The following is a 20,150-nucleotide window of genomic DNA, read 5'->3' as shown; positions in this document are numbered from 1 at the left end:
ATGGCTAAGCGCATACCGAGAAGCTTTCTCGCAATCGCCCTCTTTGTAATACTGCCATACCTTGTTGGGTGTGGCGGAGGCAGTTCAACTCCCCCACCAATAAACGACCAGTTATTTGTGCCAAATTATGTGTCTTCCCTCGAAGGCCTTTTTCATTGGAACCATCTACCAATGACTGTTGCTGTCTACCTTCCAACTAACTGGGCGCAGATTTACCCATCAAACCAGAACCTTTACATTGATGCAGCAAACGAGTGGAACCAGCCCGGAATGCAACCTCTAGTCAAAGTCGTGCCTCCGGGGAGCCCAGCCGACGCCACTATTACATTTGTCAAACAGAGCGAGCTCGGAGACAAGACTCTTGGGCGCACAGAATGTAAGGTCGATTCGTCAAATACTCTTCACTCGGCTTCAATTAAGATTGCAATTGACTTGCCTAGCGGAGGATATGCATCAGCTGCTGATGTTCAAGCAACAATTGCCCATGAGCTAGGCCACGCGCTAGGAATTTATGGACACAGTCCATACCCTGAGGATTTGCTTTATTCAACGATAACCCTCGGCAAGCCACAAACCGTTACAGTCCGAGACCTAAACACTATTATGACCGCCTATCCATCGTATTTTGGCCGCACCTTCACCCTCTCAGAACCCAGCCGCTCGATGCCAAGTAGCATACGCACTGTAACCATTGAATAACTTATGCAGTCCTTGCACAAGAATCGGTTTTTTGCATATAATGCACATAGAAAATCCCTAAATTATCATCACATTCGGAGGTAAAATTGAGGTCTAAACGCAATATCTATTTCTTACTCTTCGTTCTCTTAATTATCTCGGCCACTACTGCATCCGCTGAAAAACCACGATATCTAGAGATTACGTTCATTTCCACAAATGATTTGCACTTGCATGACTTGCCATTCACTTTGCCAGCCGACGCGAAAAGCAACAGACCTGCAATAGAAGATGTAGGCGGCATGGCTCGTATAGCTACTATCATAAACAAAACACGCGCTGAGAAACAAACACCAGTTCTTGTCGTTGATTCTGGTGATACCACCCACGGCTCCGGCGCCCTGGCCAGAGCCTTTCGTGGCGGCTCGATTGTAGCTGTAATGAATGCAATCGGTTATGATGCGATGGTGCCTGGGAATCATGACTTCCAGTGGCACTCCGGTGATTTGCTTAGGAACCTCCGCGAATCGACATTTCCTTGGGTCTGTGCAAACGTTGTCTATAAGGACACCGGTAAACTGTTTACAGAACCATACGTAATTAAGGAAGTTGACGGCATAAGAATAGCAATTTTTGGCCTCACAAACAACCTAGTGGAAACACAGCCTAATATATATTTATCTGGCCCCGAACTTGGATTAAAGGCGCTGGACCCAACAGAAGTAGCCTCAAAGCTTGTACCGGAACTCAGAGAGAAAGCCGATATAGTTGTATTATTGAGTCATCTCGGATTTTCAAAAGACAAAGCCCTTGCAAAAGCGGTTCCTGGTATTGATATTATTCTCGGGGGCCACACTCATACCAGACTCGACAAACCAGAAATGACCGCTGTCGGCCAGCCAACTGCGTTTTGGATAGGGGCTGTCCCAATCACGCAAGCATGGTACTACGGAATATATGTCGGGAAAACGCGCCTCATTTTCCATCGAGACAGAATTACGAACCGCTATACCTTAATGAGTTGTAAAGGAGAGCTAGTGCCCATCAACAACTCAATCCCAGAAGACCCAAAAATCACAGGGATAATCCGCAATTTCCAAAAGCGCATTCCCAAACCCCCGGCTTCTGCAAGTAAGTAATGATATGAGGGCGGGAATAACCCGCCCTTTAACTCTTACCTTTGCAACTGTGGGTTGTGGTTTTACTCAGGCCGCTATCGCCTTAGATGCAATTATTCCAACGGCAAGCGAAGTTAACTCATTGTCAATCTTTTGCTCATCATACAATGCGTCTGCCATCATGCTAGCTATGTTTTGCATGCCAAGCTTATCGGCGAAGATTCGCATATTACTATAAGCCGCAATCTCATAGTGCTTCATCTTTTGAACTTCGGAGATTATGGCCGCATCCCTAACTTCTGGGTCCGCCGCATGCTCGACCATATAGTCTGCCTGCTTAATTAGTCCTTCCATGCCTTTGCATTCCTCAACCTCAAGGGGCTGACCCATCATCATAAATGCTTGTCGAAGCCTCTCCACCTGCCTTTGGGAATCGTTGGCAAAGCTTTGGAGGCTATCCCTCAAGCAACCATTCGAAGCCTCTGCCGCCAGCTTAGAAAGCTCATTACCGAGCATTTATTCTGCTGTATATAAGTCCCTCATCTCTTCCCAGAAAAGGTCGTTCATCGTCTTTAAATGCATAGCAATCCCTCCGCGGAAATTTTCCTGGTGAAGGATACCCATAATTAGCATATGCGAAACTGAAAACAACCCATTAATCCACTCTCCCCGGCGGCCTGCGGTTTTTGCCAATTGCACCCGTCAATGAGTCACCAAGGTCTTCACGAGCGCGTTCGGCATATGCTTGGAGGCGCTTGACGATGGTTGGGTACATATTCGAGACATCGGTTGTCTCACTAATATCTTCTTCCAAATTATAAAGCGAAAGAGGTATGTTCTCCTTCGTGCCTACTTCCTGCCTAGGTAGCGCAAGCTTCCACTTGCCGCATCTTATGGCTTCTAGCCGTTCGACGCGATACATATAAAACACCTCGTACGGCGAAATCGCATCCTTATCGCCTCTCATGAGTGGCCAAATATCTTTGCCATCAATGACACGGTCACTTGGCACATGGGTTCCTGCAAGCCGTGCAAAGGTTGGCAAAAAATCCATAACAGTCGCAAGCTTATCGCATGTCGTTCCAGCAGGAATTTGCCCAGGCCAGCGCATTATGCAGGGCACTCGCATTCCACCCTCCCAGGTTGAGCCCTTGCCGTTGCGCAGGGGGAATGCAGAGCCGCCGTGCTCTTTCTTCGTCAGCCATGGACCGTTATCGGAGGTAAAGACAACTAATGTGTTTTTATCCAATCCAAGCCGTGCGAGCGTATCTAATATTTCGCCAGTGCTCCAATCAATGCACTCGACAACGTCGCCATACAGCCCTCTTTTTGACTTGCCTGCAAACTTTTCTGAGATGTGGAGCGGAACGTGCGGGAAGGTATGCGCAAGATATAAGAAAAACGGCCGGTCCTTGTTCTCCTTAATAAATTTGACTGCCTCGGCGGTGTAGCGCTCGGTAAGAGTTTCTTGCACTGCAGGCTGCTTGATAATCTTCTCATTTCGAACTAGCGGCACAGGAAAACCATTATATGACATGTCATTGCTGTAAGGAAGGCCAAAGTAATAGTCAAAACCATGTCGAGTCGGAAGAAACTGTTTCTGCCAGCCAAGATGCCACTTGCCAATGCATGCCGTCACATAACCACGAGACTTCAACAACTCGGCAATGGTAGTTTCATCCGAGCTGATACCTATCTTGCTATGATAGTTGATGACTGCAGGGAGTCCTACCCGCAGCGGATAACATCCGGTCATGAGGGAAGCGCGTGTAGGCGTGCATACTGGCGCACTTGTGTGAAAGTCAGTAAATCTCATTCCCTCAGCTGCCATTCGGTCAAGCCTTGGCGTGTGAATCAACTCAGAGCCATAACAACTTAGGTCATTGTAACCTAGGTCATCGGCCAATATAACAATAAAGTTCGGCAGCCTTTCGGCATCTGCCCGGGCGTCGGTAGAAAAGCCATTTAACCCGAGTAATGCTGCCCCCACCAACGACGTTTTGAGGAAATCCCTTCGCGAAACTTGTCGGTCGGCTTTTGACATTCCATTCACCTCTTAATTTTTGATTGCCCAGAGTGAAATCCCTAAGGATTCGAAACGTATCTAATGCTCCTCCGATTAGTATAATCATCCACGGCACATCCAACATAGGCCGATATACAAACCTGATAAGGAAATACAAGCATCTTATAAAATTGCCTCTCATTGGGACCAATAACAACATCAAGGATCCAAAAAGTTGCTTTTTTCATCGCAACGTCAATTGGATGTGTCTCTGCAAGGTTGTGGTTCGGCAAGAACATCCTCGATTGCACAACTTTGCAGAAGCCTTTTACCAATTTGTACGCGCCAGGAAGTGGAATTGAGTTTAATGCAATTTCCTGTTGTCCCAGTCCTTGCTTGTGTCTATATCCACCGGAATGTAGGAATAAATATCGGCGTTTTTGAGGAAAAAGCGTATCTTCTTGTCTGCGTTTTTATATTTATTAGCGAATGTTTCATTCTTCCATGAGAGAACATGGCGGACATCATCGCCTCTAAAAGGAATGCACTGGTCTCTTGAGAATCCTGGAATTACATTGTTGTTTCTGTCCAGCAACTCTGCAACCACATAACCATTCGGGCCAACCTTTGCGTTAATTACCACCTTCGGTGTTTTAAATACCTCGCGGCGGCTTATAAACCATCCTTCATTTTCGTCGGCATGCATGGAGCAAAAGCCATCTAGTCTAAGTGTGGCAAGCCCGATGGCAGCACATTCACCACCTTCATCATCATGAATCCTGTTATGGCCGCCATAGTAGAAGTAGAGCTTATCGCCAACAATGACGGGAGCGCGAGCGGTATAAATGCCTTTGGAGTCAAAGCTTCCCTCTGGTCCAAGGGCAATAAAAGGCTTACGTTCGGGTGTTCGCGTCCAAATTATCAGGTCCCAACTCCAAGCAAGCTGTACATCCACCGTCCGCGGACTGCCCTCCTGCGCTTCATACATTTGCTCAGGTTTTTCATACTTTCCGTATTTGATGAAACGGGCATGATAGACCCATGGGAGGCCAATATATAAACCCTGGTAGGGAAATACTGGCATGCCGTAGATTTGAGTAGCATCTGGGTCAAGATCATCTGCGCCAAATACTGCACTATCAATCGGCTTTTTCCAATCTAAGCCATTTTCAGAAAAAACGATACCAACTGCCCTGTGTCTGCGGTTGTGAGTCTTATACGTTGCAGCCCATCTTTCTTCATAAGGATCCCAGAAAAAGTTGATTACGTCTGAGGATTTAAAAAGGGGCGATGTTGTTGCATCATGCCAGTGTATGCCATCGGAAGAATAGGTTAGGTGCGGCCCAATGCCCCGACCATAGCCATACATGACCCAGCTGGAGTCGGAAAGCTTAAACACACACGGAATATGGAAGCTCTCGTTGGTCTCGACGATGTTGTTTGCTTTCGACCCGTCACATTCCACAACACCGAGATTTGGCTTTGTCCACCTAATGCCGTCCTGGGACTCAGCATAGCATACAAAACCCCTTGTTGGTCCACTTATGTTGCCGATCGCTTGGTACCACATTTTGAGCTTCCCCTCATCGTGCATTATTGTCCCGTAGAGATAGGGCCCCCATTCCTCCCATGGCTTATCCTTTCGTATTATTGGATTGCCCTCGTGCTTTTCAGCCGAGTGGAAAACTCTTGCTAGGCCCGATGATTCCTCAACTACCATAGCGTCTAGAAATAGTCGGCGGAATGGTGGTTTCCCCGCAAGTTGCTCATCGTATTTAGGCTTTGGTATCTCTGCGCATGCGGACAGCGCAACCGCAAGAAGAATGACTACGCTAAGCAAGAAATTACTCATCAATAAGACCTCCGAATACCCATAAGGTGCTTATTTCATTGTATGGAATATAGGCTGAAGAGTCAACAAAGAAGGAAAGCTTAGAAAATTGGAGTAAAATGAAGTACTGGCATATTTAAAAGCCACCAGCCTGCCACCTTAATATCGTTATTTTTTAAGGGGTTGATGTTATGTATGTAACTCTTGTTCATGTTCATGTTAAGCCGGAGAATATCCAGGATTTTATCAAGGCCTCCCTTGAAAACGCACGTGAGTCTGTAAAAGAACCTGGCAACGTACGATTTGATGTGCTTCAGCTTGAGGATGACCCTTCCCGATTTATCCTCTATGAGGCTTACGAAACTGCCGAGGATGCTGCTGCCCACAAGAACACGCCTCACTATTTGAGATGGCGGGAAACAGTAGCAGACTGGATGGCCGAACCACGGAAGGGAATTGTGTATAGAGGCCTTAGGTAAAGAATCATGCGCATGATTCTTTACCTAATTAAGTCGTCCCAATCAGCAACAGGGTTTTTTCAAAGATAAAAAAGCCGGGCGGGCAGCGCAAGGGGAGCATAAAAAAACATCCCGCCCGGTATAACGTAGTGTGACGCAGGTAGTTTCCGATTGTTTGCTTTTTATTATGTGTCCTCCGATGCGGGCAAGCCTCAATGCTAGCCTAGCTCCAAACTCTCACCTATTCTCTGAATTTCTTCGTCAGTCAACTCACGATTGAATGCTTCCCAACGGTCGGTGGACCAAATCTCGATTTTGTTCGTGAGCCCCACGATCCATATATCTCCGTCGATTCCCGCGTAATCCCTAAGGTTCTGGGGAATCAAAATCCTTCCCTGGCCATCCGGTATACACTCGACCGCGGAGCCCACGAAAAACCTTTCAAGCTTAAGCGCCTGGGAGGCAAGGAGTGATTTTGGTGCAAGCGCCTGTTGGAATTGTCTCCACTGTTCATCAGAAAGTACCCACAGGCATCCATGCATCCCTTTTGTAATGTAGAACCTCTCACCAAGCCTTGCCCTGAACTTAGCAGGGATTACTGTTCTACCCTTGCTGTCAACAGAATGTGCGTATGCTCCTGAAAACAAGGGCTTGCCCCCCGAAAAGTTTACCCCATGGCTGACTGCTGGTCAGCATCAGACATTATCTTGAAAGCAAGGTATTTTCCGCATGGTTTACTTCCAATTGTATGCTTTCGTCGCAAAGGCTTCCTGACAATATTCATCCCCAGCAAAGAACCAAAATTACGTTTGTCAGCCTGAAGGAGGGAAATCAGAAACTCTTTGCTGGGGCTATCACCCCATTCAGCTGTGCAACTGGCACAGTATGTACGTGAAGCGATTGTCGTGCCGCGCTCATTCAATAGGTTCACGATAGTACTGGGGAAGGGATCATATTTCCCACAGATATCGCAGGTGGGTATTTTTAACATTTTTCCTCCGTAGTCCCTGCATAATTCGCGGCAAAGTTCAAACATGCATTGTTCAATCGGCTTTTGCCGTATTACGAAACCGTGGTAACGAGATGTGATTACTTTGTATATCTGGTCTAGGAGGAGGTTTTGCTCTTGGTCACGTGCCCTCACCGCATAGCCCATTAGCCTGCCTGTACAAAGTTGCACAACGTCAACCGCTGACGCGAACTCCTTAAATAGGACCGCTATCTCTTTGCTTTCCTCGGCGTTCTGAGCCTCGACCATGTACATGGCCGTCAGACCTGCCGGCTGAGTTTCTACCTGGATGTCGGTGACCACACCTTCTGGTATCGCGAGAGGTGCCATCAAAATTTGTCCTCCCTTTCTTTGCATTGGCCGAGTCAGGTCATTCCTGGTCGTTTGTGGAACAATTTACCACTTTCCACCACCTATCACCCCAATTCTATGCCTGGTACGGCAAATTGTCAATGTCGGTAATTGCAAAACTTTGTGAACTTTCTGCGAACAGGGCCAGTAAAAGCAGAGGATATTTACAATCATCGAAGTCCTCGCATGATAATTTTGGTTATATCTGGAGCTGTGAATTAGCTTTAATAGACTAGGTAAAAAAGCCTTAGTTCGTTTCCTCACTTGTTCCCAATCCATTCAAAAAGCCTTTAAGTATAATCACCGTTGAAATTTGTCGCCTTGACCTGCTCTTAAACGCATGGTAGAATGCCAGTAATTATACGGGGCCGGCTGCGTTATCGACAGTTTATAAAGCTTTCGCCGTACGTGCAGGAGGATGATTGCATGAAATCCCTAATCATTAAAACCGCCCTTTGCCTAGTTTCGTTGAACATTGCTTTGTCTGTTTTTGCAGGACCAATCAGACCACAGGACCCATTGAGACTACCAGATGGACAACTCTTAAAGTCAATATACTTCTTCGGGCATTGGTGGGACCCTTGGAAGAGCGACGATGCAATTCTTGCCGCCGAACTCAAGAAAATTAAGGACCTTGGGTTCAATACAATCTGCGTAGACCACGAAGTAAGTCAAGCGGTAGATAGGGATTGGTACTGGCTTGACCGCGAATACAAGTTGGCCGGGCAAGAGAAAGTTTATATATTACCCTGGCTTCAACTCCAAGCTGTAGACCGCCAAAACTTGATGAAATTCTCACATTTACAGCTCAAGCCAGCGGTTAATCAAGACAAGCAGGTAGAAGAAGGCTGCATTTTATTTCAAGATGGCGAGTTCAGAAAAGCACTCGCGCATTATGTGTCAGTATATCTAGACAGGTATGGCAATGACCCCTCCTTGCTGCGTGTGAAGGTCGGTGGGAAGCTCCTTCCGGTAGTGGGCTTATGTGTTGAGACTGGCTGGAGGAATGAACAAGGGCTACCCCTTTCTTTCGATGAAGAGACGAATGCGTATTTCCGCAAATGGATGCGCTCATCATATCATGACTTAGCTGAATTAAACAAAAAATGGGGGACAAACTATAAAAGCTTCGATGAGATTGACCCTTGCGATAAGACAATCTTTGATTATGCATTCGAAGATAAGCAAAACATGCCGATGGCTGTACGCGAACATGTAACGTTCAGGGCACGCTTAATTGCTGATGCACTTGCGGATGTCGCCCAACGCGTGAAGAAAAAGCACAAGGATGTCCTTTTCCTCGCCGAAGTCGCCTATCCTTTTAGTATCGACCACCCTGATGCGAATGTTTTTCGCTGGAACAACGCAAACCTAGTTCGAATTGTGAATTTCGCCGACATTGTCATGATTCGCACTGTCGGAAATATCTCGTCTGATGCGGTAAAGAAAGAACAGGACCTTTTGATACTTGATGGAAAGAAACTAATTCTTGCTTACAGATTCTTCGGAGATTCAACCCCTGAAAGAGCATCGGCATTTGCAGTCGACTGTGCTATATCAGCAAATGGCTTAGGTTATTACAATTGGAACGAGATGAGCGACAGCTCATCAGCAATCTATGACAAACCTGACCGCCAGGGATTTGCTCGGCTAATGAATTTCACCTATGATATGATATACGACCCAAGCCGGCGTGAAGCCGCTCCCTCAGCGCCGATTACTTTTGACACGCCAACACCGCCCGATAACCCTCCCAAGCCGGCAACCGAGTCTGCCCCAGCTCCTGCGGAGCCTGCTAATCCTGACGCACCTTCCGAGACTGCTCCGCCGCCTGAAGCGCCGGTTGCCCCCGCACCCATAACACCGCCGGCACCATAGGGATGGCTGAGAAATCATGAAAATGCTTTATTAATTAGCAGATTTCATAAGGGCAATGGAACATGAAACAGGTCATCGAAGGACCAAAACGACGAGAAAAACTACCAGACCTAATGGAGGGCTATTTCTTTGGGCTTGGTGAAGTATGCCACAGGCTATTCGGCGCAAAAGGCGAAGAAGCAATGTATTTGGCCATTGGGAGCTTCTTTTTGCGCTACATTGAAGAAAAAATGAAAGTATCTTTCCGCGATCCCGACCCTTGGAAGCTGTACTGCAATCTCATAAAATTTGCTACGTCGTGCGGGTTCTTTTCCAAAATTGAGCTCGAAGATTTACCTAACAATAGATATCGAATGGTCGAATACAATCAGTTCGGCGGCAAAATATGGAACGAGCAAAAATCTTGGGAGAGAGGAACCGCTCCGTGCCCACTTTGGGCGTTGATTTTAGCTGCACTAGCTGAAAGCGGCTATAAAGTTATTGTGGAATCCGGTCAATATATTGAAGAAATAAATGGATATGAAAGCATACTTCGGTTTGAAAAAATAAGAAAGCCTCAAGCAGATCTCCTTGAGCTCACCCAGAAAAGGCTCCTTGGCTCAATGCTTACGTTTTGTTGTGTTTGTGGCAAGATTCGCCGCTCCGATGGCCAATGGGTCTCACCAGAGGCTTACCTCGGTAATGAACACGACATTGCTATCTCACACGGCTATTGTCCCCAATGTTACGAAGAAGGGAAAGCACGGATTAAAATTTAAGAATTGCTTTCGGTGTCCGTTGTCCAAGCGACTTGAAGCAAAGTCGTGAACACAATCGACGAGGTCTCCGCATAGATTACCTCTCAAATCTATGCAGATTAAAATAGGTAGAATCTGCTCCTAAGTAAGCAACGAAGATACTTACAAAGCCAGCAAAAATGCACGCAAATCCGAGAACTAAAAGTCGGTTCGACCATTTCCCTTGCCACCCACGAACTACTCGCACATGAAGGTAGGCTGCATAGACAAGCCATGTAATCAAAAACCAGATGCCTTTCGAGATCAAAATCTCTCTCAAAGTAGATTGGACCCATAAAACACCCGCAATAATTCCGACTGTGAGCAGTAAGAACCCAAGCGTCACCATTCGGTATGCTAAATCGTCCATCATATCCAGGGACGGCAAATGCCTCTGTAACCGAGTGATTTGCTTTCTCTTGAGCATGTACTCCTGAAGCATGTATGTAATTGAAGCGAAAAAAGCGAGAGTGAAAGCAACGCAAGCCAGCAAGCTCGCCCCAAAGTGTATCATGCCCCAAAGGTTTGCTGGCGCCGGTAACGGGATCAAATTTATCTGCTGGGGCATAAAAATACTAATCAGAAGTACAATTGTTGCCATTCCAAATACAAAGGTTCCAAGCGCCCCAATCCGCCGCCGCTGCTCCATAAGAAGATATATTGCAGCTAGGGCCAGGGCCATGAACGCTAGCGCTCCCGACAAATTGGTAAACGGCACTTGCTGCATCTCAATACTGCGACCGACCACCCCGAAGCAAAGGATAATAGAACCGATGATGGGAATTGAGGATGCAAGTCTACCAATTGTTTCGCACACAAAAACCCGCCAAATATAAAATACGCCCGCCAAGCCAAAAAGAACCGCTGCCAATTTGATTAACAAGCTATTGTCAGGCATATCCTAACTCCCGTCAATCTTTTCGTCAGCTTTCAACTCATCTACCTGAATGCCAAACAGCTCTCGCAAAAAACTGAGCCTATCTGAGGAATCTTCAGACTCAGCACATTGTTTGATGAAAGTTAATGGCTGGTGCATAACTTTGCGCAGGATTGAGCGCGCCGCTGCTACAATTGCATTCCATTCGTCTTCGGAAAGATGCTCAAGCTTTCTTCTAAGCTTTTTCATTTCCCCATCGCAGATTTCCTCATATTTCTTTTGAAGATCAGCAATAATCGGCACTACATCACGCATGCGAAACCAGCGCATGAATTCGTCTACTTGTTCGGCAATCAACGCCTCAACCTTAGCAATCTCTGCTCGGCGGGCTACCTCTCCAACTTCAACAACTTTCTGGAGGTCGTCTATGTTGTAAGCAAAAACATTATCAATCAAGCCGACTGTCTGCTCAATATCTCTTGGGACGGCTATGTCAATAAAGAAGATTGGGCGGCCGCGCCTTGCACGCATTACAGAGAGAACTAGATTCCGAGAAATAATGGGCTCAGGCGCGCCGGTGGAAGTAATTATTATATCGGCTTTCATAAGGGCGGTTAGAAGGTTATCAAACCTTACAGCTTGGCCGTTGAATTCTGAAGCAAGATGTTCGGCCTTCTCATGGGTGCGGTTTGCCACCAAAACAGATTTAACACCGCATGAAACAAGATGGGTAATAGTCAGTTCAGCCATCTTGCCAGCACCGATGACTAGAACCGTTCGTTCGGAAAGCTCTTCGAATATCGAGCGTGCAAGCTGAACTGCAACCGAGCCAATGGAGAATGCTCCGCGTGCAATTTCGGTTTCTGTCCTCGCCCTCTTGCCAACTGTAATCGCTTGCTGAAAAAGGGTGTTCAACACTGGCCCGCTTGCACCATGCTTAGAAGCAGTAGCATATGCAGTTTTTACCTGGCCGAGAATCTGTTGCTCGCCGATAACCATCGAATCAACCCCCGATGCAACGCGGAACAAGTGGGCGGCGGCTTTATAGCTCCTGTAAACATAGAGTTTCGGCGTGAGCTCCTCGTTTGAGAAACCACCAATTCTGCTTAAGAATGTCTTGATGGAAGTATCGGCACCGGGATCAGACGCGCAAATGTAAACCTCAGTACGATTGCATGTTGAAAGAATGGCGCACTCGGAAATGGCAGTTGAATCCTTTAAATTGGCAAGAATGGTCGGAAGCTGTTGCTCTGAAAAAAACAATTTTTCCCGCAGCTCAATCGGCGCAGTCTTGTGGCTCAGGCCGACGACCATTAGATGCACTTTATCGCAACCTCCAATGCTTCTTCCGACCTGCCTTCGGCGAGAAGCGCCAGTACATTTGAATTGATTATCCGTTCGTAAGCAGAATTTCTGTCGTGCTGGTTTGAATATTTCGCCTTAACCTTCTCACGAATAGCGCCAAGCAGGTCGGCAAGCATGCCAAACTCCGGTCCAAACTCAGTCTCTAATTTCTCTCTAATATGCTTGGCAAGAGCCGGACTTTTCCCCGAAGTTGATACGCTTATGATGAGGTCGCCTCTTTTAACGGTTGCCGGCACAAAGAAATTGCAAAGCGAAGGTGTGTCTACTACGTTCACTAGAATGCCAAGATGTCCGGCTTCTTCTGCAACTGCCTCGTTTACATGACGTTCGTTCGTGGCTGCAATTACTAAAAAAGCACCCTGGAGAATACCTGGCTGGTACTCTGCGGAAACATGTTCCACCTTTCCCTGCTTGGCGAGTTGTTTAAGGGCGGGGGTTAACTCTGGAGCAATAACTACAATGCGACCACCGAATTCAAGCAGCGAGATGACCTTCCGCTCGGCGACTGCCCCGCCGCCAACAACTATGCATTTCTTGTTCTGTAGGTCAAGGTTGATAGGATAGTACGCCATTGGACTACTGGTAGGTTGCGTGGTAGCCTCTACCTATCCAGTTCACACCAAATAATGTAAAGAGCACAACTGCAAACCCAACAATCGTCAGGATAATAGATCTTCGACCCTTCCACCCCATGCTCAAACGAGTGTGAAGATACGCGGCATAAACAAGCCATGTTATTAGAGCCCAGACTTCCTTTGGGTCCCAGCTCCAAGGCCGCCCGAAAGCAAATTGCGCCCACACAGCGCCTGTAAGCAATAGTGCAGTTTGCATAAGAAACCCAAAAGCAATCATTCGATAGGCAGTATGATCAAGCACATCTAGCGAAGGAAGTCTGCTTGCTAGAAATCCTCCCACTTTTCCGACATGCTCGCGAAGAAGATAGAGAACGCCTAGACAAAACGCTATAGTAAAAGCTGAATATGCCAGTATAGCGGTTGAGATGTGGGGCACGCGCCATGCGCTCTTTAACGCTGGCATGGTCCATGCTACCTCGCTAGGTAGACGTGAGGTAAAAACACACGCCAAAGCTACCAGCGGCACAGCAACTGCCCCGAAAATCTTGCTCTTAGTGGAAAATTCTAGCGCCAGGTATAATATTACAACGCCTAGCGTAACCGAAAGCATGTACTCATACAAATTTAAAAATGGTGGGCGATTTGAAACGATTCCCCGAATGATTACTGCACATATATGTGGTATGACAGCGATAATTAGGACTACCCTCCCAATATCACCAAACGCCCTTCGCTGACTTAAGAAGTTGGCAATATAAAACACAGCCGCACCTATATAAAACCCAATTGCAATTTTAAAGAATACTAGGCTAAGTTGATTTGTCATGAACCTTCCTTTTTCTCCAACTTCTTGAAAATATGCTCGCCATAAGGCATATGGCAGGTTGCACAAGTGGCGTCTGCAGCTGCATTTGGAGCATGAGTTGCCATGTCTTTTATTTTTGCTGCATGGCAGCCAAGACACTGTTCGTTGACCGGCTTTCTCAGCTCATGTGCTATGCCCGACTGGTTATGCGGGTCATGGCATGTCGTGCATGTCATTGTAAGCTTCGTGTAATGAGTTGAGGTTATATGCTCCGAGTACTGCTGGTTTAGACCAGGAGTTGTTGGTTTGGCATCAACGAAAAACTTTGCAAGGTCATCGCCAGGTTTAAAGCCAATTGGGAAGGCGAACTTGCCTGACAAATCCTTTCCTTTCGAGTGACATCCACCACAAATCATTGTCTGCCTATCTCTAGGTAGTTCGGTTAGTTTTAGGATTGACCCCTTTGCAGTGGCATTTGAGACGTGATCGCCTCCTGGTCCATGGCACGACTCGCACCCTACACCTGCCTCAACGTAGGCCTTAGTCTCCGCGTTGTAACCCGTTACATGACACCCTATGCATTGGGTTGCACCATCAACTGCCTGCGTTGGCTTCCATTTTTTTGTTTTTACGTCCCAGATAGCAGGGAGCACCTGAAGATTAGCATCCAGGAACGCCTGCTGTTTAATGCCTTTGCCGAGAACATAGGCTACTTTGTCCTTTGTGAAAACAGGATTACTCGAGAAATCTGCGACAATTGCCCCCTCAGCATCCGCTTTTTGGAACGCTTTTGGGTGCCCCGTTTTTAAATACGCTTCCACGAGCTCTTTATGCGTATTTTGGTGACACATTTTGCATAATGTAGAACCTTTATACGCCGCCGTATGGGTGTCTCCATCCACCCTAATGATATTTGATAGACCAATGCCAACCAAAACCAAAATGACTAGGGCGGGAATGCCATACTTCTTAATCATGCCTCTGCTCCTTTTGAACAAACTCGCTGTTATGCTTAATGTAAAAAACGCTAAGCTCATCGAATAACAAGCAACCTAACGCAAGCTTCTTCTCAGAACCCTGCTTTAGTCTGCTTAACTATGTTAGACTAAGACTCTGATTTCAAGCAATCCCTAATTCGCTCGAAATCCTTATCGAAAATTGATGAGTCGGCTCTCGATGTTGCACCAACCACAACCAAAGCTCCATCCTCACTTGATAATACGCTTACTCGAATAATCCTATGATTAATATAAAATGCCGCAAGTATGCCAAATAAAACAAGCATGAATCCGGCATATAAGATTGGTAGTCCTGGGTTGCGGGAGATATCAAGCTTTGAGTATTCAATTGCCTCCAAAGTAACTTTATATCCACTAAAATCAACCGTCTGGCCGGACCTAATCCACCCAAGCGATTTCCAGTTCTCAACGCTCATTTCGCTAGGGTAACGCTCATTTAGATATATCAGCGCCGCTGGATCAGGAGGCAGTGCGACCATATATTTTGGTACCATTCCTCTGAAATTTGGTGCGAAGTCGTGGATAAATACCCCCATCTCCTTACCCCCAAGGCGGATTCCCTGGGGCTCCACATTCGGCAGCCTGTAGTCCACTGACCCCTCTGATTCTACCACATCAATCCAAAAATTCGCCGACCCTGTCTCACCATTGGGAGAAGTAACAGCAACTCTTAGAGTTAGCCCATAGCTCGCCTGAAAGAACGATATCCCTTTGTAGGTAAGTGGCCGGTTTACGTCTATCACTTTCCGCAAAGCTGAGCGACCTCCGTCGAAGACCTCCAAGTCGCTGTTATATGCGCTCGGCCGGCCTTGGTTATCGCACACTATGTGGAAATTGTGTAGCTTCAGTTCAAATCCTAGCGGCTTTTCTTGACCTGAGTCTTTTGCAAAGTAGACTGAGACCATTTCACCCTCTGGAATAACTACAACTCCCTCGAAGCCAAACTTTGCACCTATAACGGCCCCAAGAAAAATTACAAGAATACTCAGGTGGGTTAAATACGGCCCCCAGATTGCAAGACGCCCCTTTGTGGAGTAAAGTGATATATTTCCTTCCTCTTCTACATGCAATACTTTGTACGCTCTAGAACGTAGGGTTGTTACAATTCTCGCCGTAGCTTCCTGGGAAGGCAGAGGGGTACAAAATTGCTCAGACCTCTTCATCGCTCCAACCTGCTTGGGCGTAATCGAGATAGCAGGCGAAAAAGTTCTGCGCCATGCGATACCAAAGCGGTTTATGCTGCAAACCAAGAGATTGACTAGCATTAAACCCAGGAGGGTTGCGTACCACCATGAATGATAAACGTCCGGAGCCTCTTTGAAAGTTCCGAATACGGACGCCAGTGCAAGCAATAAAAGTAGAACTATGGCGGTTTTCATAGACGAGAAAAGCTTCCACAGCGAAGCAAATATCGCCAATTCACCTATCGGTTCTGTTTCTTCAACGTCACTCTTATGATTATGAACTTCGCGGTCGGACACTATAATTTGTTCCTTTGTACGTTTATTTTGACTCCCAGGCCAATTCATGGATACAAAAGATTTCCACCAATATCCGCAGGTTGAAATGGTTCATATGGCTTTACCAGCGAAAATACCTGCACACGGCGTCCCCCTGCCTCAGCCACATAAACTCTTCCAAACTTATCCATCTCCATATCAATAGGGTGGAAAAATGCGCCACCCTCAGTCCCATAAACCCCAAGCTTTCTCAAGAAAGTGCCAGAGCGGTCAAACACTTTTAGGCAATGCTGACCTTTGTCCACAATCCATATTTGGTCATGTCGGTCAACAAAAATACCAGAGGCAATCCCTATGTCTTCCAACCCACCACCTCGGAAGCCAAATTTGAATAGATACTTGCCTTTCTTATCAAACACTTGGACAGGCGTACCAGATGCGTCGAGGGCATAGACTCTACCTTGGCGATCAACCGCAACATCGCAAAGCGATTTGAATTGACCGCGTTTGTCGCCTTTTGCACCAAACTTCAGCTTTAGCTTGCGATTCTTGTCAAAAACATATATCCGGCACCCAGCGCGATCAACCAAATAGAGGTTGCCATCCCGGTCGAAAGTCATCCTACCGACCTTGGGCACCTCTTCACCTTGCTCCACGGGAATTTCTATCTCAGTAATTTCTCCATTTTTAGCCATTACTCGAATCGGACCGCCCGAATCATTAGCAACATAGAGGTTCCCACCCGAGTCCACCGCTACGCCAACGGGCTTCTCAATACCAGACTGAATCCCCAGCTGTCCCTTTGGAACACCGTCAGAAGTAAACAAACTTATGCCAAACTTCAAATCAGCAACGTATAATAAGCAGTTCCTATCATCTAGCGCAAGTGCAGAAGGCTCACCAAAAAAACTATCATGCTCAAAGCCGGTTATACAAAATTGGAAATCCAACTCAGAAGTTGTCCTTTCAAACGGCGCAGGTTGGGTAGCTGAAACGACAACAATAGCTAGGATGGCAATGCTGAAAATAGGAATTATTCTCGACATAAGTAAACCAAATTACCCGCTGAACCCAATTTAGATAAAAATCGATACTACTTTAAAATACTTCATATCCCACCACAAAAGCAAGCACCCCAGCTAGAAAGTTTCCAAAGCTACAAATTCGCTTAGCTAGCTTTTGCAGAATCCAGCAACATTGACTGTGGAAACAATACTGTTTTCCACTCGAATTTTTTGGGGAAATAAATACAAATGTTATTAAATCTTCAGGAGGATACTATGGCCGACGAAGGCGGGGAAAGAACCCAAAAGGGCACAATTTCTGTTGGACCTACCGGAATGCCAGGTGATCCCATTGGGCTAATTCCAACCGGTGCAGACCAAGACTTGGATGGCTCATCTGTCGAACTTGACGCTGAGCTTGCCACAGAAGAAGAAATACCCTCTACCAAGGAAATCCTCAAGGAGGCGGAGGAGCGTAAAAAAGGACTATTGCCGCCTGAACCAGCCCCACGCACTCCATTTAAAAGCGCGGCAACAGCAATGCTTCCTTCCCGCAAGGGAACAACCCCCGAGGAAACAACTAAGAAACCACATGTTCCACATGATCGTGGAATGGGAACTAGCAAGGAGTAGACTTATTCTCCTATTTGCCGGATTGATTCTCCTTAACCTAGTTACTATAAAGACCAAGTTTGAAAATCTCTTACTTTCCAAGCTTGCTTTCGCATGCTAGTCTTGAAACCTTCTAGTAACGCTCGAAAAATTGACTTTCACACCCATTTTGTGCTAAAATTGATTTGCAAAAAGCAACATAAGCACTCAAAATCTCACCCCATGCACACAGCGTTCACATCGTTGTCAGAGCTTTTGCGTGTCCTAAAGAAGGAGTATAGTACAAGACATGGCAGTTGAACAAAAGGAAGAAAAGACTAACGGCGTAAATAATTATGATGCTGATCAAATAACTGTCTTAAAAGGCCTCGAGGCAGTACGAATGCGTCCAGCCATGTATATTGGTAGCACTGGGCCAAAAGGACTGCACCATCTTTTTATCGAGGTCGTAGATAATTCAATTGATGAAGCGCTTGCGGGCCGCTGTGATAGAATTGATGTTACTTTACATACCGACAAAAGCATATCAGTCCGCGACAATGGCCAGGGAATACCAGTTGACATCCACTCTGAGATGGGCGTGTCAGGCGTCGAAGTAGCGATGACTATGCTCCATGCAGGCGCAAAGTTCAACAGTGGCGCGTATAAAGTTTCAGGTGGTTTGCATGGCGTAGGTGTTTCAGCAGTAAATGCCCTCTCCGAGTGGTGCTATGTCGAAGTGCGTCAGAAAGGCGGCATATGGAGGCAGGATTACCGCCGTGGAGTACCCACCGGTCCGCTCAGGAAAATCGGAAAAACCAAAGAGACCGGCACATACACTCGCTGGCTAGCCGATCATGAGATTTTTGGTAAAATAGAATACAACCCCGAAATCCTTACCCAAAGGCTTCGAGAACTAGCGTATCTTAACAAGCAAGTTAAAATAACATTTACGCTCGAAGAAACCGGAGAAACCCAAGTATTCCACTACAAGACAGGAATTGCGGCATTTGTTGAACACCTCAACCGAAATAAGGACCCTATCCACAAGGTTATCTACTTCGCACGCCAACGCGAAGACATTGATGTAGAGATTGCTCTCCAATATAACGAAGGCTACCATGAAGAAATCCTGACGTTCGCAAACAACATCAATACTGCTGAGGGCGGCGTTCATCTATCCGGCTTTAAAACTGCCCTAACAAGGGTAATCAACGCCTATGCTCGCAAGATTGGCGCTCTAAAGGAAAAGGACAACAACTTCACAGGCGAAGATGTTCGCGAAGGATTGACAGCAGTCATCTCTGTCAAGCTACTTCACCCACAGTTTGAAGGCCAAACAAAGACCAAACTTGGAAACAGCGAAGTAGAAGGTATAGTAAACTCAATCGTCGGCGAGGGTCTCTCGGAATTCCTTGAGGAAAACCCTGCGGTTGGAAAGAAAATTGTCGAAAAGGCTCTTACGGCATGCAGAGCTCGCGAGGCAGCACGCAAAGCGGCGGATCTTGTGAAGCGACAAAGTGCCCTGGAGAACTCATCTCTCCCCGGCAAGCTTGCCGACTGTTCAGAACGCGACCCATCGAAGTGTGAGATTTACCTAGTGGAGGGCGACTCCGCAGGTGGCTCCGCAAAACAGGGCCGCGACCGGCGATACCAAGCCGTCCTGCCGCTGAGAGGTAAAATTTTAAACGTTGAGAAAGCTCGCCTAGATAAAGCTTTGGAAAACGAAGAAATTCGCGCGCTTATCACCGCTCTTGGCACTGGAATCGCCCGCGGCATGAGTGGTGATGACGAGAATTACGAGCAAAATGGCGCCGAAGAGAATACAGCCAACGGTAATGGCAACGGCAAAGAAAACGCGTTCGGCTGTGACTTGAGAAAACTCCGATATGATAGGGTTATAATAATGACCGATGCCGACGTCGACGGGGATCATATTCGGACGCTACTGCTCACCTTCTTTTTCCGCTACATGAGGCCTCTCATCGAAGCTGGCCATGTATATATTGCTCAGCCACCGCTCTACCGCGTTAGCGTGGGCAAAGATCAACAATTCTATGCAAAAAATGACCAAGACCTAGAAGAAATCCTTAAAAACATACGAGGTAAGAAGGACGTAAAAGTTCAAAGGTTCAAAGGTCTCGGCGAAATGAACGCCGACCAACTAGCAGAGACAACAATGAACCCAGCAACGCGAACAATACTCCAAGTAACAATGGAAGACGCGGTGCTGGCTGACGAAATATTTACCACTCTAATGGGCGATAAAGTCGAGCCAAGGCGGGAATTCATCGAACGGCATGCAAAAGAGGTTGCGGACGTTGACTGGCATTACTAATTGACATAATGT

The 20,150-nt window shown here is 46.7% G+C and carries 19 protein-coding genes; 7 read left to right on the top strand and 12 right to left on the bottom strand.

Features of this window, described 5'->3' with window-relative positions:
- The gene (locus K6T99_07955) at nt 1-699 is read left to right on the top strand and encodes a matrixin family metalloprotease (protein MCL6519751.1); all 699 of its coding nucleotides are present in this window, start codon (nt 1-3) and stop codon (nt 697-699) included.
- An 86-nt stretch (nt 700-785) separates the two neighbouring features.
- Nucleotides 786-1,817 (top strand): bifunctional metallophosphatase/5'-nucleotidase, encoded by a 1,032-nt coding sequence (locus K6T99_07950; GenBank protein ID MCL6519750.1) that lies wholly within the window; start codon nt 786-788, stop codon nt 1,815-1,817.
- A 66-nt stretch (nt 1,818-1,883) separates the two neighbouring features.
- Here K6T99_07950 and K6T99_07945 read toward each other — a convergent pair whose 3' ends face one another.
- The 3 genes from K6T99_07945 to K6T99_07935 all read right to left on the bottom strand — a co-directional run bounded on the left by K6T99_07945 (nt 1,884) and on the right by K6T99_07935 (nt 5,653).
- Nucleotides 1,884-2,312 carry a DUF892 family protein gene (locus tag K6T99_07945; GenBank protein ID MCL6519749.1) on the bottom strand — a complete coding sequence of 143 codons (429 nt, stop codon included), beginning with the start codon at nt 2,310-2,312 and terminating at the stop codon, nt 1,884-1,886.
- 139 nt (nt 2,313-2,451) lie between these two features.
- On the bottom strand, nt 2,452-3,840 hold the full coding sequence (locus tag K6T99_07940) for a sulfatase-like hydrolase/transferase (GenBank protein MCL6519748.1): 1,389 nt from the start codon (nt 3,838-3,840) through the stop codon (nt 2,452-2,454).
- Between the two features lie 325 nt (nt 3,841-4,165).
- Nucleotides 4,166-5,653: a hypothetical protein gene (locus tag K6T99_07935; GenBank protein MCL6519747.1), complete on the bottom strand. Its 1,488-nt coding sequence runs from the start codon at nt 5,651-5,653 to the stop codon at nt 4,166-4,168.
- 170 nt (nt 5,654-5,823) lie between these two features.
- On the opposite strand from K6T99_07935, the gene K6T99_07930 reads away from it, so the two are divergent.
- Nucleotides 5,824-6,111 carry an antibiotic biosynthesis monooxygenase gene (locus tag K6T99_07930; GenBank protein MCL6519746.1) on the top strand — a complete coding sequence of 96 codons (288 nt, stop codon included), beginning with the start codon at nt 5,824-5,826 and terminating at the stop codon, nt 6,109-6,111.
- Between the two features lie 197 nt (nt 6,112-6,308).
- Here K6T99_07930 and mraZ read toward each other — a convergent pair whose 3' ends face one another.
- Nucleotides 6,309-6,737, bottom strand: a complete 429-nt coding sequence (gene mraZ / locus K6T99_07925; GenBank protein MCL6519745.1) for a division/cell wall cluster transcriptional repressor MraZ — start codon at nt 6,735-6,737, stop codon at nt 6,309-6,311.
- Nucleotides 6,738-6,757: 20 nt separating this feature from the next.
- Nucleotides 6,758-7,429, bottom strand: coding sequence for a hypothetical protein (locus K6T99_07920; protein MCL6519744.1), 672 nt, complete (start codon nt 7,427-7,429; stop codon nt 6,758-6,760).
- 447 nt (nt 7,430-7,876) lie between these two features.
- On the opposite strand from K6T99_07920, the gene K6T99_07915 reads away from it, so the two are divergent.
- Together K6T99_07915 and K6T99_07910 are read left to right on the top strand one after the other, a co-directional pair.
- Nucleotides 7,877-9,328, top strand: coding sequence for a beta-galactosidase (locus K6T99_07915; GenBank protein ID MCL6519743.1), 1,452 nt, complete (start codon nt 7,877-7,879; stop codon nt 9,326-9,328).
- A gap of 62 nt (nt 9,329-9,390) precedes the next feature.
- Complete coding sequence (locus tag K6T99_07910; protein ID MCL6519742.1) at nt 9,391-10,086, top strand: hypothetical protein; 696 nt, start codon at nt 9,391-9,393, stop codon at nt 10,084-10,086.
- A gap of 76 nt (nt 10,087-10,162) precedes the next feature.
- Here the strand turns inward: K6T99_07910 and ccsA are convergent, their stop codons facing one another.
- The 7 genes from ccsA to K6T99_07875 form a co-directional block, all read right to left on the bottom strand.
- The gene (gene ccsA / locus K6T99_07905) at nt 10,163-11,002 is read right to left on the bottom strand and encodes a cytochrome c biogenesis protein CcsA (protein ID MCL6519741.1); all 840 of its coding nucleotides are present in this window, start codon (nt 11,000-11,002) and stop codon (nt 10,163-10,165) included.
- Nucleotides 11,003-11,005: 3 nt separating this feature from the next.
- Nucleotides 11,006-12,304 carry a glutamyl-tRNA reductase gene (hemA, locus tag K6T99_07900; GenBank protein MCL6519740.1) on the bottom strand — a complete coding sequence of 433 codons (1,299 nt, stop codon included), beginning with the start codon at nt 12,302-12,304 and terminating at the stop codon, nt 11,006-11,008.
- Entirely contained in the window at nt 12,295-12,918 is a 624-nt protein-coding gene (locus K6T99_07895; GenBank protein MCL6519739.1) for a bifunctional precorrin-2 dehydrogenase/sirohydrochlorin ferrochelatase, read from the bottom strand. The genes hemA and K6T99_07895 overlap by 10 nt, the downstream gene beginning before the upstream one ends.
- 4 nt (nt 12,919-12,922) lie before the next feature.
- Nucleotides 12,923-13,747 carry a c-type cytochrome biogenesis protein CcsB gene (ccsB, locus tag K6T99_07890; protein MCL6519738.1) on the bottom strand — a complete coding sequence of 275 codons (825 nt, stop codon included), beginning with the start codon at nt 13,745-13,747 and terminating at the stop codon, nt 12,923-12,925.
- The gene (locus K6T99_07885; protein ID MCL6519737.1) at nt 13,744-14,703 is read right to left on the bottom strand and encodes a hypothetical protein; all 960 of its coding nucleotides are present in this window, start codon (nt 14,701-14,703) and stop codon (nt 13,744-13,746) included. Before K6T99_07885 ends, ccsB begins: the two co-directional genes overlap by 4 nt.
- A 128-nt stretch (nt 14,704-14,831) precedes the next feature.
- Nucleotides 14,832-16,226 (bottom strand): cytochrome c biogenesis protein ResB, encoded by a 1,395-nt coding sequence (locus tag K6T99_07880; GenBank protein ID MCL6519736.1) that lies wholly within the window; start codon nt 16,224-16,226, stop codon nt 14,832-14,834.
- A 44-nt stretch (nt 16,227-16,270) separates the two neighbouring features.
- A complete protein-coding gene (locus K6T99_07875) occupies nt 16,271-17,251 on the bottom strand; it encodes an NHL repeat-containing protein (GenBank protein MCL6519735.1) in 981 nt (326 codons plus the stop codon).
- Between the two features lie 234 nt (nt 17,252-17,485).
- Here K6T99_07875 and K6T99_07870 point away from each other — a divergent pair, with 234 nt between their 5' ends.
- Both K6T99_07870 and K6T99_07865 read left to right on the top strand, forming a co-directional pair.
- Nucleotides 17,486-17,842, top strand: a complete 357-nt coding sequence (locus K6T99_07870; GenBank protein MCL6519734.1) for a hypothetical protein — start codon at nt 17,486-17,488, stop codon at nt 17,840-17,842.
- A 268-nt stretch (nt 17,843-18,110) separates the two neighbouring features.
- Nucleotides 18,111-20,138 (top strand): type IIA DNA topoisomerase subunit B, encoded by a 2,028-nt coding sequence (locus K6T99_07865; GenBank protein MCL6519733.1) that lies wholly within the window; start codon nt 18,111-18,113, stop codon nt 20,136-20,138.
- Nucleotides 20,139-20,150: the final 12 nt, after the last annotated feature.

Source organism: Armatimonadota bacterium, assembly GCA_023511795.1.
Taxonomy (GTDB): domain Bacteria; phylum Armatimonadota; class UBA5829; order DTJY01; family DTJY01; genus JAIMAU01.
Note: the sequence above shows the minus strand (reverse complement) of the source record. Positions and strands in the feature narration are given on the sequence as shown.

Excerpts from the sequence above, each read along its gene's own strand:
- K6T99_07955 (MCL6519751.1), top strand. The coding sequence starts at position 1 with ATGGCTAAGCGCATACCGAGAAGCTTTCTCGCAATCGCCCTCTTTGTA.
- K6T99_07945 (MCL6519749.1), bottom strand. The coding sequence starts at position 2,312 with ATGCTCGGTAATGAGCTTTCTAAGCTGGCGGCAGAGGCTTCGAATGGT.
- K6T99_07940 (MCL6519748.1), bottom strand. The coding sequence starts at position 3,840 with ATGTCAAAAGCCGACCGACAAGTTTCGCGAAGGGATTTCCTCAAAACG.
- K6T99_07935 (MCL6519747.1), bottom strand. The coding sequence starts at position 5,653 with ATGAGTAATTTCTTGCTTAGCGTAGTCATTCTTCTTGCGGTTGCGCTG.
- K6T99_07930 (MCL6519746.1), top strand. The coding sequence starts at position 5,824 with ATGTATGTAACTCTTGTTCATGTTCATGTTAAGCCGGAGAATATCCAG.
- K6T99_07920 (MCL6519744.1), bottom strand. The coding sequence starts at position 7,429 with ATGGCACCTCTCGCGATACCAGAAGGTGTGGTCACCGACATCCAGGTA.
- K6T99_07915 (MCL6519743.1), top strand. The coding sequence starts at position 7,877 with ATGAAATCCCTAATCATTAAAACCGCCCTTTGCCTAGTTTCGTTGAAC.
- K6T99_07910 (MCL6519742.1), top strand. The coding sequence starts at position 9,391 with ATGAAACAGGTCATCGAAGGACCAAAACGACGAGAAAAACTACCAGAC.
- ccsA (MCL6519741.1), bottom strand. The coding sequence starts at position 11,002 with ATGCCTGACAATAGCTTGTTAATCAAATTGGCAGCGGTTCTTTTTGGC.
- K6T99_07895 (MCL6519739.1), bottom strand. The coding sequence starts at position 12,918 with ATGGCGTACTATCCTATCAACCTTGACCTACAGAACAAGAAATGCATA.
- ccsB (MCL6519738.1), bottom strand. The coding sequence starts at position 13,747 with ATGACAAATCAACTTAGCCTAGTATTCTTTAAAATTGCAATTGGGTTT.
- K6T99_07885 (MCL6519737.1), bottom strand. The coding sequence starts at position 14,703 with ATGATTAAGAAGTATGGCATTCCCGCCCTAGTCATTTTGGTTTTGGTT.
- K6T99_07875 (MCL6519735.1), bottom strand. The coding sequence starts at position 17,251 with ATGTCGAGAATAATTCCTATTTTCAGCATTGCCATCCTAGCTATTGTT.
- K6T99_07870 (MCL6519734.1), top strand. The coding sequence starts at position 17,486 with ATGGCCGACGAAGGCGGGGAAAGAACCCAAAAGGGCACAATTTCTGTT.
- K6T99_07865 (MCL6519733.1), top strand. The coding sequence starts at position 18,111 with ATGGCAGTTGAACAAAAGGAAGAAAAGACTAACGGCGTAAATAATTAT.